The organism is Dictyobacter alpinus (genome assembly GCF_003967575.1).
Taxonomy (GTDB): domain Bacteria; phylum Chloroflexota; class Ktedonobacteria; order Ktedonobacterales; family Ktedonobacteraceae; genus Dictyobacter; species Dictyobacter alpinus.
On sequence record NZ_BIFT01000001.1, the window covers coordinates 4,469,724 to 4,487,336 of the forward strand.

Here is a 17,613-nt window from a genome sequence, read left to right on the forward strand (position 1 = left end):
TTACACGGTTTATGTGTGCTAATTCTATTATGCTTGTTCTATCTACAAGGAGCTGGAAAGAGAGCTGGATGTATGTCGCTGAATACCCCTGCGAAAAGTGCTGATGGTCGCCAGTTGCGTGTTGTGTATGGTGCCTGCCCCCATGATTGTCCCGATACCTGTGCGTTAGAGACGCATGTGGATGAACAGGGTCGTGCCGTACGGGTGCAGGGACGCTCGAACCATCCGGTTACGCGTGGCTGGTTGTGTGCCAAGGTCAATCGCTATCTTGAACGTGTCTATCATCCAGAACGTCTGCTGTATCCTCTACGCCGCAGTGGACCCAAGGGGAGCGGCCAGTTTACGCGTATCTCCTGGGATGAAGCGATCGCTGAGATTGCTGGCCGCTGGCGTCAGTTAGCAGACACGCATGGCGCGGAAACTATTTTACCCTATAGCTATGCCGGTACGCTGGGATTAGTCCAGGGAGCTGTGACCGACTCGCGTTTCTGGAATCGCCTGGGTGCCAGCCAGCTTGAGCGTGCGATCTGTGGCCATGCCGCTGAAGAGGCTGTCTTACTGACTGTTGGCGGCCGTCTCGCTGCTTCTCCAGAGTCCCTAGCTGAGAGTAAGTTGATTCTGATCTGGGGTAGTAATCCTGCCAGTACGGCGCCGCACGTCATGCCTTTCTTGCGCGAAGCTCAGCGCAACGGCTCACGTGTCATCGTCATTGATCCTATTCGTACTTTGACGGCTCGTTCGGCCGATCAACATATCCAGCCCCTGCCCGGAAGTGATGCCGCGCTGGCCCTCTCCATGATGTATGTCATGGTCAATGAAGGTCTGCATAATACTGCCTGGATCGCCGAGCATACGCTTGGTTGGGAGCAGCTACGAGAACGCATCCAGCAATATCCGCCAGAACGGGCCGCGGCGATTACCGGATTGGCCGTGGAGACAATTGTCACGCTGGCCCGGGAATATGCCACGACCGCGCCTGCGCTACTCAGGATCTCTGATGGCATTAATCGCCATACCAATGGCGGTCAGATGGTACGTACTCTGGCCTGCCTGCCTGCTGTGGTGGGACAATATGGTGTGGCCGGTGGGGGCTTGATGTATAGTACCAGTGACTGGTTGAAGTGGGATCGCGCGACTGTTGGCCGTGGTGATGACCCCGCCTGTCCGCCAGCTACCCGTAGCTTGAATATGAATCGCCTGGGCGCTATCCTGACCGGTGAGGCCGATCCTCCCGTTTACTCGCTGTATGTCTATAATGCTAATCCCGTAGCTTCAACGCCCAATGCGGGTAAGGTCGTCGAGGGCTTGATGCGTGAGGATCTCTTCACGGTTGTCCATGAGCTTTTCGAGACCGATACTGCTCGTTATGCCGATATTATTTTGCCGGCGACTAGCCAGCTGGAGCAGGTGGATATCCATAAGCCCTATGGGCATCTCTTCCTGCAATATAATACGCCTGCCATCGAGCCTCAAGGTGAGGCGCGTAGCAACTGGGATGTCATGCGCGCCCTGGCTGCAGCCATGGGTTTCCAGGAATCCTGGTTAACCGCGGATGCTAATGAGATCATTGACGAGGTGCTAACAACAACGGCGGCCCGGCAGCCGCTACTGGCGGGCCTGACCCTTGAACGCTTCCAGGCTGAAGGCTCGATCCCATTGGCCATTCCCGAACATGAGCGTATTCCCTTCAGCGATGGTAAATTCCGCACCCCTTCAGGCAAAGTTGAATTCTACTCAGAACAAGCGGCCGCTAAAGGCTATGATCCAATGCCCGGCTGGGTCCCTGAAGTCGAGTCCCGACCAGATCCACTTCGGCCTGCGACAAAAGGTGAGGCACTCCCCTTACTCAGTTCTGCGGCCCATCATTTTATCAGTTCTACATTCGCCAACCAGCAGACCTTGATGACCAAAGAGCACGCTCCAACCCTGCGTATCAATCCCGAAGACGCAAAGCTACGGGGTATTCGCTCTGGTCAACTGGTGCATGTCAGCAACGAACGTGGCTGGTGCCGGCTCGTCGCCGAAGTCTCAGAAGTTGTCCGTCCTGGTGTCCTCGCCACCACCACCGTCTGGTGGCCAAAATTCAGTCCCGACCAGCGCAACATTAACTGGACCACCTCGGACCGTCTCGCCGACTTCAACGGTGGCAGCACATTTTACACCAATCTCGTCTTTGTCACTCCCGAAGAAAGCAGCCAGCCGCAAGAAAGTCCAGTCGGCGTTTTTGTCGAAAACAAATCTTAAGTGTGTGCCTTACTCTCGTGATGGCCATCTTTTCTCTCGCAGGGTCGTGGCAACATATCAGTTCACATCCTCTTTCATCGTTTGGTGGCAACATATCAGCTCACATGCTCTTTCATCGTTGGTGCAGAAATGGCGCGAATGCGCCATTTCTGCACCAACCAATAAAACAAGAATGGGGACGCCTGCGCTCCCCAGGCTGGCTAAAAACACACCGCATGGGAGCCAGACACACCCCCAATGAATTGTACTAACCCGTTGCGTTAATTTGACGGGTTTTATGCTCTATGTTACCATAACCTTAAGTGGATTTTTAAGGTCTGCTATTCTTGAGGAGAGTGTCACAATGAACTTATACGAGCAGTTATTGGTGGTGAGACAGCGGCTCGAAGGTATTGGAGCGCATGATGATAGCATGGAGCAAGTTGAGAAATTGCTGAAGAAGGCCGAATCTGCCAGAAATGACCGTACGAGTATTTCTCAAGTACAAGTTTTGCGTCACATGTTGCGCATGCCTGAAACGCAAGATAACTACAACGTCTACAATGATCTACAAGAGCTGATCAGTGAACGCGATGAGACAGAAATCATGGCGCGTGAAGATTCCGCTCCCGCGGCCTATGTAGACACTGAGCGTCGTCCTAAGCCGAAATCCTATTATAAGGATAAGGCACGTAAAGAAAAAGAGCAAAAGAAGGGCTAACTACAATTCTGTAGCTGGCCCTTTAATTTGTTTTTGTTGCACATTCGGACCTTCGAGTTGCAGTTGTTGTTTTAAAGCCTGCAATTGTGCTTCAACATTTTGCTGGGCGGTAATTTGCTGCAACTCTCGGTCAAGTGTATCGCTACTTCCGGCCCCGAGTAGTCCTTGCTCTCCTAGAGCACCTTGCTCGATCAGGCTATCCATAGCGTTGGCCCGGGCCTGCATGGTCAGTACTTTATCCTGTGCCCGCTGCATAGCCAGATTCATCTCGGTCATTTCCTGCGAAATACCGGTGAGCGCCTCATTAATCTTCACCTGAGCCTGGGCGGCGCCATACTGCGCTTTGACCATTTCCTTCTGCGTCCTGAACGTCTCAACCCGGGACGAGACATTGCGCTCCATGGTAATCAGTTTCTCTTCCTGGGCCTTGAGCTGCGCAATTTGTTGCTCATAGCTCGTTAATTGGACGATCAGTGTCTCTTTGCGCTGCAAGGCCAGGCGAGCCAGATCTTCTCGGTTAGCCTGTAGGGCCTGCTGAGCCTGTCTATCCAGCGTCGTCACTTTATCTGCCACCTGTTTTTGCTGGAGCTCAAGCCGCTTCTCCTGGGTCACCACATCAGCAATCGATCGCTTTAACTGCTGTAACTGCTCAAGCTGCTTTCCATAAGAATAATCCATGACCTGACCAGGATCTTCAGCTTTATCCAGGGCAGAACTGGCACGGATGCGAAAAAGGTTCATAAATCGACTAAAAAGTCCCATATCGTCCTCCAGAGGCTATGAATAATAAAGAATAGTAGGCCCTGCAATAATATACGCCCTATGTAGAAATTCGTTGCTTTTTGCTTGTATCATATCATACTTAAGGCGACATCGGCCCCTATGAGAAATTGGGAGAAAAGGGAAAAGGGGAAAAAATGCCTTGACTTTTGTATGGATATCAGGTATACTTTTCTATGTCAGTCAAGGACAGATGCGGGTTTGGTGTAGTGGCTAACATGTAACTTTCCCAAAGTTGAGATCACGGGTTCGATCCCCGTAACCCGCTTTTTCAAAAGCCACCTGGATATCCAGGTGGCTTTTTTGTATGCCTGTGTCTGCCAAAGAAATAGCCGCCGGGAGAGTGCCAGTTTCTCCCGGCGGCCGTTTTGCCTGTTTAGGAGGCGTTGTATTCTTCGTTGAGGTGTTTGCGCATCTTTTCCATATCTTTAGGGACAGTTTTGACACCGATAACACAGATCAAGCCGGCCAGCAGGAGGCAGGTCGGACCGGTAATTTGCAGGGCAAAGCCGAGCGAGTGGGTGCTATCACTAATGAGGCCCACAATCAGTGGTGAAGCCGCATCTCCCAACAGATGTCCTAGCAGCAGGGCCAGACCTACGGCCGTGGAGCGGATTTCCGGTAGGGTGATATCCTGGATGATGGCCTGGATCGGTCCCAGGCAAAGACTGAGACAGATGATGGCAAAGGAGAAGACCGCAATGAAAGCTGCTAACTGGTGCATGGAAAGAGCCACCCAGGTTAGTGGTGCGCCAGTCAGGAAGGCGATGGTGGTTATGATCATACGCCCCTCTGGCATCTTGCGCTGCAGGAAGTCGGAGAGCCAGCCGCCAATCAGTGTTCCGACCAGACTACCGCCGGCTAGGACGCCACCGGATATTGTTCCGGCCTGACTGATGGACAGACCAAATTCGCGGCTCAGAAAGGTTGGAACCCAGGAGAGTGCGGCCCCGATGATAAAGAAGCTACAGATAAATGCAGCTACCAGTACCCAGTAGGTTGGTGTTTTCAGAAGTTGGCGGATGACCTGAAGGATATTGCCACCAATACTGCCATGTGCGGCCGCAGCATCATTGCTACTATTGTCTCCTTCACGGTCAAAAGCTCCACGCTTAGGTTCTACGGCGCGCCAGATAAAAAAGGCTGCCAGAAGTCCTGGTATACCGACCACATAAAAGACCCAGCGCCACCCCAGGGCTTCAGCAATAATGCCACCCACGATTAATCCAATCGCAGTACCAATCAGATTGCCAATGGACCAGATGGAGAGCATCAGGCCACGTTTCTCTTTGTGGAAGTAGTCTCCAATCAATGAAACGGATGCCGGTGCATAGCCAGCCTCTCCGATGCCCAGGACGGAACGTGTCAGGAAGATCTGTATGAAGTTATGGGTCATACCGCTCAGGGCTGTGGCGATACTCCAGAGGGTAACACAGATGGCCACAATATTCTTGCGTACTCCTCGATCCGCCCAGATGCCGATGGGCAGTGTTGACAGTCCATAGATAAACAGAAATGAGGAATTGAGCAGGCCAAGCTCAATATCTGTTAATCCGAACTCTTTCTGGATGAGGATCTGGACCGCTGCGAGGACGGAACGGTCGGTATAGTTGAGAATATTTATAATGAGCAAAATGACGAATGCAAAGCGTGCCTGCGTTGGCGTTGGCTTGGTGAAATATTTTCGTTGAACTGAGGGGGTGGCAGTATTCAATCCCTGGTTCCTTTCATTGACATGTTTCTATTGTCACAGTTAATCAAACTGATAGGCTCTTCTTTAGATCCTACGTAGAACATAAACCTTCTGTTGTACATTGTACTATGCCTGTCCCAAAAGTAACGTCAGCTATAAGCTTTTTCATGTCATCAGTTTTTTGTGCTCTTTCTCGAAACTTTATAGTCGTGCTAAAACGTATAGATAGGGAGAAGCATATTTGCCGATTGCACGGTTTAGCTGTTTTTTTTATTTACCGGCCTTATGGACTTTATTATCGTGGCAACGTGCGTTTTCCTGGCAAAAACTGAGAAACGACGTAAAGGAGAATTCTATGCTGGTTCTTGCAGATGCTGTGAAAATTCAGATTGGTTCCAATGTATGGACAATTGGTCTTGACTTGATCATGTATATCGTGATCGCTGCAGTTGTTGGTGTGATTGCAGAGTTCATTGTGGGATGGAGAGTTCCCCTGGGAATCATCGGCGCGATTATTGCTGGTGTCATCGGCGTCTGGTTGATGACTCGCGTTATCAACATTACGGGCATTGGTGATATTTATTGGTTCGGTGTGCCTTTGCTGCGCGGGTTGATTGGTGCTATCATCATGATTGGTATCTGGCACCTGCTCACGCGTGGCCTCGGTTCACGTCGCCGCCGCTATCGCGCAGGCTAATACATACCTGTACTAGAGCTTCGATCCCCTTCAAGTAACAAGAAAGCGGGGATGCAAGGGGCGGCGAGCCCCTTGACTGGGGGCTCCGGGGCTGTGCCCCCGAACCTTCTCTCCTCCCCCGCCCGCATAGCGGGCGCAGATCATAGGTTAATCTGTAAAACAACAAGCAGCGCCGCCGAAAAAAATTTCGGCGGCGCTGCTTGTTGTTTTACAGATTAACCATCTTTACGCCATAAATGGTGCCGGTCTGGTTGACTTCGTCAAGGGCCCATTCGGGAATGGGATTATCCACAGAGATGACCATCAGGGCTGATTCGGTTGGGCGGGCAAGCTCATAGGAACGAGCTTTGCGCTCGCTGGGTCCAACATCCATGTGGCGGATATTGACCTGGGCTTTGCCCAGCACGGTACCAACGAGTCCGATCATGCCTGGCTGGTCGATGTTGCGGCAGAAGAGGATTGGTCCCTCTGGCACAAACTCGGTCCAGTAAGGTCCGACCTGGACGATGCGTGGCTCGTTGTGCATAACGGTTCCGCTGATAACGTTGACATAGTCGTCTTTGTTGGTATTGCTTCCGCTCTCACTACTGACACGCAGGGTAACCTGATTGGCGAATTCGGCCGGGGTCGTTGATTTCTGTTCAACGATCTCGATACCCCATTCTTTCGCCAGCACCTGGGCGTTGATCATGTTGACGTGCGCTTCTGAAACCGACTCCAGCAGCCCTTTGACCAGCGCAGCCTGCAGTGGGCGCAGGTCGTAGCTGGCAATTTCGCCACTATAAGTGAGCTCGATTTTGCGCAATGGCTCGGGCTGTAGCTGGGTGTATAGACGTCCCATCTTTTCAACCAGAACCATATAAGGCTGCAGAATTTTGAGTGTTTCTGGTAGGATCAGTGGGGCATTGACGGCCGCGCGTGGGAAGCCACCACTAAGTACTGATACGATCTGCTCCGCTACGTCGGTGGCAACCCCGACCTGTGCCTCTTCGGTAGATGCTCCCAGGTGGGGAGTCGCAATGATATGCTCGTGCGCGATGAGCTGCTGTAAGAGGGCATTATCGCGTATCGGCTCCTGGCTGAAAACGTCTAGTGCCGCGCCCGCGATATGTTTTTCGTTCAGTGCTTTGAGTAGAGCCTCTTCGTCGATCAGTCCACCACGCGCACAGTTGATCAGGCGCGCGCCAGGCTTCATCATTGCCAGCTCTTTCTCACTAATCAGGCCGCGCGTGCCATTGGGGCCACTGGTCAGGGAGGTATGCAGGGTGATGAAATCAGCTTGCTTTAAAACGTCCTCCAGGCTGAGCATGGTGACATTAGACTTGCGAGCCTGCTCGGTTGAGACAAAAGGATCAAAGGCGATGATCTGCATCTCCAGTCCCTGTGCCCGTCGCGCCACGGCCATACCTACTTTACCCAGGCCAATCACGCCAAGTGTTTTGTTGCGTACTTCGATACCCAGGAAGCGGCTCTTCTCCCACTTATTCGCTTTCATGCTGGCATCGGCGGCTGGCACATGACGGGCCAGCGCCATCAGCATCGCAATCGTATGTTCTGCGGCGGCCATAATATTGCCGGTTGGCGAATTGACAACGATAATACCCTGCCGGGTTGCCGCTGCGGTATCGATATTATCGACGCCCACGCCAGCGCGACCCACAATCCTGAGATTGTGCGCCGCCGTTAAAATATCGCTGGTCACCTGTGTCTCACTACGTACCACCAGCGCGCTATATTCACCAATAATCGCTTTTAACTGCTCCGGTTTCAGCCCAGGTCGCTCATCGATCTGGGCATCCGGTAGCTGCTCACGCAAAAAGGCCACACCCTCGTGTGCAATACGATCTGTAATCAGAATCTTTACAGGCCCTGTCTGTTCCTGTGGATTTTCGACCTCAGCACGTACGTCTGCCATGGATCTGCTCTCTTTCTCGCCGTCTGGCTTAACCCTGATAGCCAAGTTCTTTAAGATGGCGCTCTACTGCATCCAGTGTTTGTTCAAGATCGCTATCTGTGAAGTAGCCCAGGTGTCCTATGCGGAACATTTTGCCCTTCATATGATCCTGCCCATCGGCCAGAACGATATGCTCGCTTTCACGCAGCTTCTTTAATAGCGCTTTTGTTTCAATGCCTTCAGGAGCTTTAATTGCAGTCACCGTATTGGAGGCATATCTGGCATCAGTTGCCAGCAATTGTAGTCCCAGCGCCTGCACACGGCCACGCACATACTCGCCAGCTTTCTTGTGGCGTGCAAAGATCGCCTCGCGTCCCTCGGCCAGCATCATTTCTAACGCGACATCCAGGGCATAGAACAAGGAGACGGGCGGCGTCGTTGGATGCTGCCAGCTGGTCTCCAACTGCTTCCGTGTCGAGCTCCAATCCCAATAGAAGCGGGGGAGTTTTGACGTTTTATGTGCCTGCCAGGCGCGCTCGCTGGCCGCGATCATCATAATGCCAGGAGGAATCATCCAGCCCTTTTGTGATCCGGTAAAGACCACATCCAGATCCCAGGGATCCATTTCTAAGGGCAAACTACTCAGTGAGCTAACCGCATCCACTACAACCAGTGCATCAGGACTCAGCTTGCGCACAAGCGCGGCCAGGGTTTGAATATCATTGGTGACGCCTGTCGATGTTTCGTTGTGCGTCATCAATACACCCTTGTATGGAGCCAGTTCTTTGAGCCGTGCTTCAACTACTGCAGGATCGGCGGCCTCACCCCAGGCGAACTCGATACGCGAGACGTTCAAGCCATAGGCCTCAGCGATTTTTGCCAGCCGGGTACCGAAATTTCCAATAATAATTGAGACAACATGATCGCCAGGCGAAAAAACATTCACCACCGCGCATTCCTGCGCACCGGTACCGGAGGCTGGATAGGTTAACACGGGCGATGCTGTCTGGAAAAAATATTGTAGACGTGGGGTAACACGTTTCATAATGGCGGAAAATTCAGGTCCACGATGATTAATCATCGGAGCCGCCTGAGCATCCAGTACTTCCTGGGGTACAGGAGTAGGACCAGGTACACGCAAATTCTGGGGAGGGATAGTCGCTCGTGGCTCGACCTGTGGTACTGGAATTGCCTTTCGTTCCTGAGTGGTCATTGCTTTATTACTCCATCTCTCTCTATCTTGTTGAATGCCAGGATCTACATAATCATGCCATTCAGTGCCTCATTGCAATGACATGCGGCGGCTAACTGCACTGTTATCCGCCGCGGTCCTTAAGGGGTATTCTTCTCAAAGTATAGCATATATGCTTGAGGGCCGGGTAGGCAAAATTCTTAAACCTATAGATAAGCACTACGTATTGCGACTCCTCTTTTCATAATGCTACAATTGCCATACGATGGCTTGCATTATCAGGCAACCTGCATTCCATCAGTCAAAGAAGGAGGCAAGGAAAGCCTTGAAATATTTTATTAAATGAGGAATAAGTATATGCGACGCACCAAAATAGTCTGTACTATTGGACCCGCAACTAATAGTGATGAACAGCTTGAAAAACTGATGCTTGCAGGGATGAATGTGGCTCGCTTGAATTTTTCCCATGGGACACAGGAAGGCCACGCGAAGGTCATTGAAAGTGTTCGTAGTATATCGAAGCGCTTAAATATTCCGGTTGCTATCTTACAAGATCTGCAAGGTCCGAAGATTCGTACAGGACTCCTCCGGGACGGGCAGCCGGTCCGCCTTGTGGATGGGGCTCAGCTTACGATTACATCGCGTGAGGTTGTAGGCACCTCCGAATGTGTAGCGACGACCTATAAGCAGTTACCACAGGATGTTAAGATTGGTGATCGCATTTTACTCGATGATGGACTTCTTGAGTTACGTGTGATCGACAAAAATGCGACCGATGTGCATTGTGAGATTGTGCATGGCGGTCTGTTAAAAGAGCATAAGGGTATTAATCTACCAGGGGTTGCTGTGAGTGCTCCTTCTTTGACGGAGAAGGATTTAGCCGATTTACGCTTTGGGGTGCAGCATGGGGTTGATTATGTTGCCTTAAGTTTTGTGCGCAGGCCGGAAGATATCCTGTCGGCCCGCCAGCAGATTGAAGCGATTCAGTCCGAACTGGGTTGTGAAACTGCGTATGGACCTATTCCCTTGATTGCCAAGTTGGAGAAGCCGGAAGCTGTGAAGCGCCTTGATGAGATCTTGCGCGTTACCGATGGGGTCATGGTGGCCCGTGGTGATTTAGGCGTAGAGATGGCCCCTGAGAGCGTTCCGCTGATCCAAAAACATATTATTTCGCGCTGCAATGATCTGGATCTGCCGGTGATTACCGCCACCCAGATGCTTGAATCTATGATCAGCAATCCACGTCCAACGCGTGCTGAAGCCAGCGATGTCGCAAATGCTATTTTTGACGGTACCGATGCCGTAATGTTAAGCGCTGAAACCGCCGCCGGTTCCTATCCCATTGAAGCTGTGAAGATGATGGATCGCATTGCGCGTCAGACCGAGAGCGAAGGTTTGATGAACTATCAACGTCATGTGCCTTTATTGACTCAGGATCGCGCGGTCTGTCATGCCGCCAAAGCTCTGGCGGAAGAGGCCAGTGTGAAATATATCGCTGTCTTCACTAGAAGTGGTACTTCGGCGCAACTGGTCTCCAAAGATCGTCCACGCACACCAATTATGGCCTATACACCTTCCAAAGAGGTCTATCATCGCCTCTGCCTCTGGTGGGGTGTCTGGCCACATATCATCCCCCTCACCGGCTCAACGGAAGAGTTGATTGAGATCGTGGAAAAAAAGCTGCAGGCAGAACATGAAATTCTACCTGGTGACAGCATCGTCATCATGGGCGGCATGCCCGTCGCCAGCCGTATGCGCACCAACTTCGTTCGCCTGCACCATATCGGCGAACTAGGCTAAAAATCTTCGTAGTAGAGAGGATGCCGGATTGCGCGCAATATGCGCAATCCGGCATCCTCTCTACTACTGTTTGCATAATGAAATATATCTTAAGAACAGCTTGAGAGCAATATCCTTTGACATTGACAATTTGGCCGCTCCGTGCTATTCTAATCAAGCCGTAATTTAGGGGCACTTTTAGTGCTATGTAAAACGTGGCGCTGCTGAAAATACAGCCCCCTTTGTGTGGGGCAGAGGTGGAAATAACAAAGCATGACTGTCAAAATTCGCTTAAAACGTACGGGGATGAAGAAAGCCCCTAGCTATCGTGTTGTAGTGGCTGATGCACGTTCTCCTCGTGATGGCCGCATTATCGAGAATATCGGCTGGTATAACCCACGTGTCGAGCCTTCCGCGATCAACATCAATGAGGAAAAAGCTCTCGGCTGGTTAAAAAATGGTGCGCAACCCACAGAGTCCGTTTCTCTGCTCCTCAAGCGCGCTGGCATTCTAGAGCGTTTCACTCAGGAGAAAACTGCAGCCAAAGCTGCGACTGCTGAACAGAAAACATCTAAAGAGGCTTAGTTGTATCTGCAGTAAGGATACTATATGCGGAAATTGATTGAGTATATCGCTCAGTCGCTGGTAGACGACCCCTCGGCCGTCGAGGTGCGTGAAGTTCGCAATGACCGCAATGCGCTCGTGTTAGAACTCCACGTGGGGGCTGATGACTTTGGTAAAGTGATTGGTCGTCAGGGGCGTGTTGCAAAAGCTATGCGTACATTGATGCGCGCCGGCGGAACACGTGAAGGTCGTCATACTTCGCTAGAGATTCAATAAGTTTATTGTGTACCAGCTCGCAGCACAAGCCTATCTGCCCGGCACATATCATCTGACCTCTGGGCCAGGTATATCGTGTTGGTGCTCTCTCAGGCTGGTCAGACAGAAATAGAGCAAAGTGCCAATGAAAAACACGACAGAATGGGCTACTATCGCTAATATAGTGGCCCCTTTTGGTATCCGGGGTGAGGTAAGGGTTTTCTCACTAAGTGATGTCCCAGACCGCTTTTTCAAACTGAAGGCGGTGTATCTTGCTCCCGACCATACGCGCTATGAGATTGAAGGTGTACGCCCCCATAAAGGCGACCAATTGCTGATCAAATTCAAGTCCATTGATGAACCTAACGCGGCCGAAAAATTGCGTGGCCGTGCGATTATGGTCCCCCTTGACGAGCTTGCTAAACTTCCCCCTGATTCTTACTATCAGCATGATATTCTAGGTCTGCAGGTTTTACGCATGGATGGACAAGAGGTCGGCACGATCACCGATATCTGGGCTACCGGCGGAAATGATGTCTATGTGCTCAAAGGACCACAGGGTCAGCAATTTTTGATCCCAGCCATAAAAGAGGTCATTAAACAGATTGACCTGATCCGACGAGTGATGTATATTGATCCTATGAGGGGTTTGTTGGATGATGATGCGGTGGTTGATGATCCTAATCAGGCAGACGAAGAGTAATTACCGGCAAATATTCTGAGTGGTGGCGGATAGTGGAGGGGCTAAACGTCAGAGACCGATAGGTGGCAATGGGAGATCGTGATGCGGTCAGCCGATTGCCACATCAAACAGGCGCTTAGCCAGTGTCCTGAGTAGAGAGATACGGTGAAACCAGTTCATACGTTTAGCCGTGTCAATAATTGGTACTGAATGTTTTCAACTGTTGTTGCGTCGATTGTCAAACACGCCGCAGTATATTTGTAGGGGAGGAGTCTCATGCCCGACCATATCCCGACTCTTGCTGATGTTTGTAGCGCAATTGCTGAAGGACATCTTATCGCCGCCTCCGACGGCTCTATGTATCAAGTAAGTGCATTTCAACTGCGTCGTCACTTCAACAAGAGCCATGCTTTTCCCACTATTTCATTCCTGGATGACCTTCTCGCACCCACTTATCCCGACCTACCCAATGAAAACCAATTAGACCTCTGCAGCTACGGCCATTGATGGCCTTTTTTTTATATGCGCGCAAATATGTAACGCTGCGGGTCCGCCCTGCAGCGTTACTTGTTTTCTATAAGTTGCGCTGATGGGGATGAACGACTATAATATGATTTGCAATAAAGGAGGCCGCCCCAAAAACGGCCAGCCTGCAGATATTATCTATCATGTGCTTAACTCGACATATTTCATATCGCAAGCAAGCCAATAAATATGTCATCCCAGTCATGAAGGAAAGGTAACATATGGAGCCACTAAATTCAGACTACGAAGTTGTTGCCCGTGAACCCAATCCACGTGCACGCTTCAACTTTTTATACATTTTTCCGGTCCTGGGAGGACTGTGGTTGCTTTATTTACTTGTAGCAGCCGTTTTCCAACTTCCAATCACCGGCGTTGTCGATCCCATTATGGGTTTCATGCTGGTCCTGTTTTTTGTGCTGGCAGGATTGCTCTTCTGGGCACTGGCCCCAAAAGCCAACCGCTAATCCAGCCAGGCCACACATGAGACATACACAACTGATCTAACCACGGCGGTGTGTATGTCTCATAATTTTATCTCTAGTCTTTTCACCTTTTGTGCTTTCTTTGTCTGCGTACTGAAACTATTTCTTCGCGTCAATTCGTGTTAGAAGATGTCCAGACTGCTTTATGCTGGATACAGAGCCCCGGCTTCTTCCGGTTTATGACTGGGAGTCGATTAAAACAGACAGGCCTGGGCTGCTATGGAGAGAATACTGCAGCCTTGTTGGATTCTATACAGTAAGAAGAGGGAGTTGATATTTCTTACTCTCAATAGTGAGGGTAGTGGCTTCAACTGTTTTTTTCTCCGCCTTTTTTGTGAAGGTGCTTAGAAGACATTTGTTGCGTTATTTGCTTATTATTTGCAGGCGTGATAAATTCCCAGTTATACGCGTAAGATACTCATTTAGTTAGGAGTGCATATGACAACGGCAGAAAAAACTTCTCGAGTGCAGCAATGGACGAATCTTGCTCAGCAGTTACGTGTTGATAGTATACGTGCGACAACTGCGGCAGGTTCAGGACATCCCACCTCATCTATGTCGGCTGCAGACTTGATGTCGGTTCTGATGTTAAGCCACTTCCATTACGATTTCGACGATCCGAAGAATCCTAATAATGACCATTTCATTTTGTCGAAAGGCCATGCCTCTCCCCTTCTGTATTCTATGTATAAGGCAGCAGGCGCGATCACCGATGAAGAGTTGCTAACCCTGCGTAAGTTTGGTAGCCGCCTGGCCGGTCATCCTACACCTGAGATTCCCTGGGTTGATGTCGCGACTGGCTCCCTGGGACAGGGCCTGCCCGTTGGCGTGGGTATCGCTGCTGTTGGTAAGTATCTGGATAAGCTTCCTTACAAAGTCTGGGTCTTGCTGGGTGATAGCGAGAGCGCTGAAGGATCTAACTGGGAGGCGTTCCACCTTGCCAGCCACTATAAACTGAATAATTTGATTGCGATCATCGACTGTAACCGCCTGGGACAGCGTGGCGAGACCGAGTTGGGCTGGAATACTGAGGCCTATGCAGAGCGTGGTCGCGCCTTTGGCTGGAACGCTATTGTGATTGATGGCCACAACTATGAAGAGATCGATAATGCCTATCGCCAGGCTGCTGAAACCGCTGATCGCCCAACCTTGATTGTGGCTAAAACCATGAAAGGTAAAGGCGTCTCGTTCCTTGAGAATAAGGAAGGCTGGCATGGTAAGGCCCTGGATGCCGAGCAGGAAGAAAAAGCTATCGCGGAACTGAATCCACAGGTACGCAGTATGGTCTTCCCGGTTCAGAAGCCAGCAAATGATAAGCCAGCTCCAGAAGCTGCCAAACAGCCAATCAAGCTGCCACGCTATGAGCTCAATTCCAAAGAAGCTACCCGTAAAGCTTATGGTGATGCGCTGCTCGCCCTTGGTGCGGCAAATCCTGATGTCGTAGCGATGGATGGTGAGGTTAGCAACTCAACCTATGCCAACGAGTTTGCTAAAGCCTATCCTGATCGCTTCTTTGAGCAGTATATCGCGGAACAGCAGATGGTGGCCTTTGCCGTTGGCACACAGGTGCGTGGCAAGATTCCGTTTGCCTCCACCTTTGCGGCCTTCATGTCACGCGCCTATGACTTTATCCGCATGGCGGCCATCTCACGTGCCAACATTCGTCTCTCCGGTTCGCATGCGGGCGTCTCCATTGGTGAAGATGGACCATCGCAGATGGCCTTAGAGGATCTGGCCATGATGCGTGCTGTCTTTGGCAGCACCGTCCTCTATCCATCGGATGCCAACCAGGCCGCCCAACTGGTCGCCCAGATGGCTGATCACGGTGGTATTATGTATATCCGTACTACCCGCGAAAAAACACCGGTCATCTACAGTCCTGACGACACCTTCTCCATTGGTGGTAGTAGGGTTGTCTATCAGTCAGATAAAGACCAGGCAACCGTTGTGGCGGCCGGTATCACGCTGCACGAAGCCATTCAGGCCTACAAAGAACTGCAGGAAGAGGGCATCACTATCCGTGTTATCGACGCCTACTCGGTCAAACCTATCGATGATGAGACCCTGCTCGCCGCTGCCCAGGAGGCAGGTGGCAAGATCATCACCGTTGAAGACCACTGGCCCGAAGGCGGACTTGGCGAAGCCGTGTTGGAAGCTTTCTCCCAGGCAGATGCTCCAATGCCTCAGGTTGTAAAGCTCGCTGTCCAATCGATGCCTAGCTCCGGTAAGCCCGCTGAGCTGATCGAAGAAGCCGGCATCAGCGCCCATGACATTGTTCAGGCAGTCAAAGTACTCGTCAAATAACCCATCCCATATTCAAGAGAAGCCCCAGCAACATTTTGTCGCTGGGGCTTCTCCTATTTGAGCTCTTTTTTTTGATCGAATAATTCCTATGTTTGAAACTGGACTCTTGATTTTCGCGTATCCTATGAGAAATAGTTAACATTTTAAATAGAGTCATAAGGGGTATTCTATGTCTGGTAAAAATGCATCATTTCTTATTAACCCCAGGGCTGGCGAGAACACAGCGAAATTACCTGATATCCTGGCTGTTCTGGCAGCTGGTGGTTGGAAAACTGAGATTGGCCTGAAAGAATATGGCGGCCATATCATGGAGCAGGCTCGTGAAGCAACCGAGCAAAAGAAGAATCTTCTCATTGCCTATGGTGGCGATGGCACACTGAATCAAGTGGTCAATGGCGTAATGAGCGCCAAGGGAAAGCGTCCGATCGTTGGCCTGATTCCTGGTGGAACCGCTAATGTGTGGGCGGGCGAGATTGGTGTTCCTGCCGATCCTGTCAAAGCTGCATTGACCCTGCTCAATAGCGATGTACGTAAAGTGGATGTGGGTTGCGTTTTTGTGCGCTCTATCGCATTTCCTGGCGAAGACCAGCCATCCGGAGCCTCTCTTGAGAAGTCTCGTAAGAAGGCAGCCGAGGAGAGCGCTAAGGTACGCCATCATTTCTTGTTAATGGCCGGTCTCGGGCTGGATGCGGCCGTGATGGGCAATGTTTCCAAGCCCTTGAAGTATCAGATTGGAACTGCTGCGGTCGGCCTGGCGGCGGCCCAGGAGCTACCCGAACAGCATCCTTACCCGATTGAGATTCAGTCAGGTGAGGCCGGTGACTCTCTTTGGAAGGGTGAAGCGATACAGGTTGTGTTGGGCAATACCCGCCGCTACGCTACTGCTCAGCGTATGACTCCTGAAGCGTATGTTGACGATGGCCAGATCGATGTTTGTGTAATTACCGCTGGAAATCCATTGAGCACCCTGCAGCAGGTCACATCGTTGTTGTTACGTCAGAAACCCGATAATACGACGGCTCAATACTTCAAAGGATCCCATTTACGCATTAAGGTTCCCGCCACTATTGCCTTACAGGTAGATGGTAGCGCAGTCAAGCTGAAAGATTACTTGAGCGCCGCCGATTATAAAAAGTTGTCTAAATTGGATAAAGAGGCGCAGGAACAGGTGTTTGTTACCTATCAGATTGATACCCTGCCTCAAGCTCTCCCTGTCGCTATTCCTCGTGCTTATGACGATGAGTTGTTTGAGCATGGCTATCATCCTGAAGATAAGCAAGAGCAGATCACCAATGCGGAGAGCGCTCCAAGTTCCGGTCAGAAGCTGAAACGTGGCCTATTCAGCCGTTTCACGAAGGAAGACGATCGATCAGTTGAGACTTCATCGCAGAAACAGACTGCGGTTGAGGAGACCCTGGCTTCTTCAGAAATAAAGCAGGAAAAGATCTCTGAAAAGCGGGAAGAGCATCAGAAAGAGCTGAGCCGCGAGTTGCCCGATGTAATGGAGTCGCTCTCGCAGCATGGCCGTAAAGTTGCTGTCTTCGCTAAAGCTCCAAACGCCGCTGTATCTGATACCTATGTTATTGCTGGTGCCGTCCAGAAAAGTAGCGGCCAGTCTGCTCCTGGTGCTGTGGTCGTCAATGCGAAGACCACGATCTTTGATCATCATGGTCACTATGTCAACGACCTCAACGCCGCTATGCAGGAATTGACAGAAGGCGCGGTCGTGATTGTGGAAGGTAAACGTAGCAAGCGTAATGTCGTTCAAGCCAAGCGGATCGTGCTACCTTAACTGCTTGGAACTCTATGAACGCTTTAACGC

General features: G+C 50.9%; 15 protein-coding genes and 1 tRNA gene. 12 read left to right on the forward strand and 4 right to left on the reverse strand.

The genetic code is table 11. The features are described from left to right. Positions 1 to 72: 72 nt before the first annotated feature. A complete protein-coding gene (locus tag EL633_RS17705; protein ID WP_126628455.1) occupies positions 73 to 2,244 on the forward strand; it encodes a molybdopterin-containing oxidoreductase family protein in 2,172 nt (723 codons plus the stop codon). 343 nt (positions 2,245 to 2,587) lie between these two features. Next, positions 2,588 to 2,944, forward strand: a complete 357-nt coding sequence (locus tag EL633_RS17710; RefSeq protein WP_126628456.1) for a hypothetical protein — start codon at positions 2,588 to 2,590, stop codon at positions 2,942 to 2,944. Here the strand turns inward: EL633_RS17710 and EL633_RS17715 are convergent, their stop codons facing one another. After that, complete coding sequence (locus EL633_RS17715) at positions 2,945 to 3,706, reverse strand: PspA/IM30 family protein (RefSeq protein WP_126628457.1); 762 nt, start codon at positions 3,704 to 3,706, stop codon at positions 2,945 to 2,947. It lies immediately after the preceding gene. A gap of 213 nt (positions 3,707 to 3,919) precedes the next feature. Between EL633_RS17715 and EL633_RS17720 the strand changes: the two genes are divergently transcribed. Then, a tRNA-Gly gene (locus EL633_RS17720) sits at positions 3,920 to 3,992 on the forward strand. Between the two features lie 108 nt (positions 3,993 to 4,100). Here EL633_RS17720 and EL633_RS17725 read toward each other — a convergent pair. Further along, complete coding sequence (locus EL633_RS17725; protein ID WP_126628458.1) at positions 4,101 to 5,438, reverse strand: spinster family MFS transporter; 1,338 nt, start codon at positions 5,436 to 5,438, stop codon at positions 4,101 to 4,103. Between the two features lie 334 nt (positions 5,439 to 5,772). On the opposite strand from EL633_RS17725, the gene EL633_RS17730 reads away from it, so the two are divergent. Further along, positions 5,773 to 6,114: a GlsB/YeaQ/YmgE family stress response membrane protein gene (locus EL633_RS17730; protein WP_126628459.1), complete on the forward strand. Its 342-nt coding sequence runs from the start codon at positions 5,773 to 5,775 to the stop codon at positions 6,112 to 6,114. A 208-nt stretch (positions 6,115 to 6,322) separates the two neighbouring features. Here EL633_RS17730 and serA read toward each other — a convergent pair whose 3' ends face one another. Next, positions 6,323 to 8,029, reverse strand: a complete 1,707-nt coding sequence (gene serA / locus EL633_RS17735) for a phosphoglycerate dehydrogenase (RefSeq protein ID WP_126628460.1) — start codon at positions 8,027 to 8,029, stop codon at positions 6,323 to 6,325. Positions 8,030 to 8,057: 28 nt separating this feature from the next. Further along, the gene (locus tag EL633_RS17740) at positions 8,058 to 9,221 is read right to left on the reverse strand and encodes a pyridoxal-phosphate-dependent aminotransferase family protein (protein WP_126628461.1); all 1,164 of its coding nucleotides are present in this window, start codon (positions 9,219 to 9,221) and stop codon (positions 8,058 to 8,060) included. Between the two features lie 336 nt (positions 9,222 to 9,557). Here EL633_RS17740 and pyk point away from each other — a divergent pair, with 336 nt between their 5' ends. The 8 genes from pyk (at position 9,558) to EL633_RS17780 (ending at position 17,583) form a co-directional block, all read left to right on the forward strand. Further along, complete coding sequence (gene pyk, locus EL633_RS17745; RefSeq protein WP_126628462.1) at positions 9,558 to 11,000, forward strand: pyruvate kinase; 1,443 nt, start codon at positions 9,558 to 9,560, stop codon at positions 10,998 to 11,000. 252 nt (positions 11,001 to 11,252) lie between these two features. Continuing rightward, positions 11,253 to 11,564 (forward strand): 30S ribosomal protein S16, encoded by a 312-nt coding sequence (rpsP, locus tag EL633_RS17750; RefSeq protein ID WP_126628463.1) that lies wholly within the window; start codon positions 11,253 to 11,255, stop codon positions 11,562 to 11,564. 24 nt (positions 11,565 to 11,588) lie between these two features. Beyond that, the gene (locus tag EL633_RS17755; RefSeq protein WP_126628464.1) at positions 11,589 to 11,819 is read left to right on the forward strand and encodes a KH domain-containing protein; all 231 of its coding nucleotides are present in this window, start codon (positions 11,589 to 11,591) and stop codon (positions 11,817 to 11,819) included. 124 nt (positions 11,820 to 11,943) lie between these two features. Further along, positions 11,944 to 12,501, forward strand: coding sequence for a ribosome maturation factor RimM (rimM, locus tag EL633_RS17760; protein ID WP_126628465.1), 558 nt, complete (start codon positions 11,944 to 11,946; stop codon positions 12,499 to 12,501). Positions 12,502 to 12,756: 255 nt separating this feature from the next. Beyond that, the gene (locus tag EL633_RS17765; protein WP_126628466.1) at positions 12,757 to 12,987 is read left to right on the forward strand and encodes a hypothetical protein; all 231 of its coding nucleotides are present in this window, start codon (positions 12,757 to 12,759) and stop codon (positions 12,985 to 12,987) included. A gap of 239 nt (positions 12,988 to 13,226) precedes the next feature. Beyond that, positions 13,227 to 13,469: a hypothetical protein gene (locus tag EL633_RS17770; RefSeq protein WP_126628467.1), complete on the forward strand. Its 243-nt coding sequence runs from the start codon at positions 13,227 to 13,229 to the stop codon at positions 13,467 to 13,469. 456 nt (positions 13,470 to 13,925) lie between these two features. After that, a complete protein-coding gene (locus EL633_RS17775; RefSeq protein ID WP_126628468.1) occupies positions 13,926 to 15,791 on the forward strand; it encodes a transketolase in 1,866 nt (621 codons plus the stop codon). Between the two features lie 169 nt (positions 15,792 to 15,960). Further along, on the forward strand, positions 15,961 to 17,583 hold the full coding sequence (locus tag EL633_RS17780; RefSeq protein WP_126628469.1) for a diacylglycerol/lipid kinase family protein: 1,623 nt from the start codon (positions 15,961 to 15,963) through the stop codon (positions 17,581 to 17,583). The last annotated feature ends 30 nt before the right edge of the window (positions 17,584 to 17,613 follow it).

Excerpts from the sequence above, each read along its gene's own strand:
- EL633_RS17740 (WP_126628461.1), bottom strand. The coding sequence starts at position 9,221 with ATGACCACTCAGGAACGAAAGGCAATTCCAGTACCACAGGTCGAGCCA.
- EL633_RS17710 (WP_126628456.1), top strand. The coding sequence starts at position 2,588 with ATGAACTTATACGAGCAGTTATTGGTGGTGAGACAGCGGCTCGAAGGT.
- serA (WP_126628460.1), bottom strand. The coding sequence starts at position 8,029 with ATGGCAGACGTACGTGCTGAGGTCGAAAATCCACAGGAACAGACAGGG.
- EL633_RS17775 (WP_126628468.1), top strand. The coding sequence starts at position 13,926 with ATGACAACGGCAGAAAAAACTTCTCGAGTGCAGCAATGGACGAATCTT.
- EL633_RS17705 (WP_126628455.1), top strand. The coding sequence starts at position 73 with ATGTCGCTGAATACCCCTGCGAAAAGTGCTGATGGTCGCCAGTTGCGT.
- EL633_RS17755 (WP_126628464.1), top strand. The coding sequence starts at position 11,589 with ATGCGGAAATTGATTGAGTATATCGCTCAGTCGCTGGTAGACGACCCC.
- EL633_RS17770 (WP_126628467.1), top strand. The coding sequence starts at position 13,227 with ATGGAGCCACTAAATTCAGACTACGAAGTTGTTGCCCGTGAACCCAAT.
- EL633_RS17780 (WP_126628469.1), top strand. The coding sequence starts at position 15,961 with ATGTCTGGTAAAAATGCATCATTTCTTATTAACCCCAGGGCTGGCGAG.
- pyk (WP_126628462.1), top strand. The coding sequence starts at position 9,558 with ATGCGACGCACCAAAATAGTCTGTACTATTGGACCCGCAACTAATAGT.
- rimM (WP_126628465.1), top strand. The coding sequence starts at position 11,944 with ATGAAAAACACGACAGAATGGGCTACTATCGCTAATATAGTGGCCCCT.
- rpsP (WP_126628463.1), top strand. The coding sequence starts at position 11,253 with ATGACTGTCAAAATTCGCTTAAAACGTACGGGGATGAAGAAAGCCCCT.
- EL633_RS17730 (WP_126628459.1), top strand. The coding sequence starts at position 5,773 with ATGCTGGTTCTTGCAGATGCTGTGAAAATTCAGATTGGTTCCAATGTA.
- EL633_RS17765 (WP_126628466.1), top strand. The coding sequence starts at position 12,757 with ATGCCCGACCATATCCCGACTCTTGCTGATGTTTGTAGCGCAATTGCT.
- EL633_RS17715 (WP_126628457.1), bottom strand. The coding sequence starts at position 3,706 with ATGGGACTTTTTAGTCGATTTATGAACCTTTTTCGCATCCGTGCCAGT.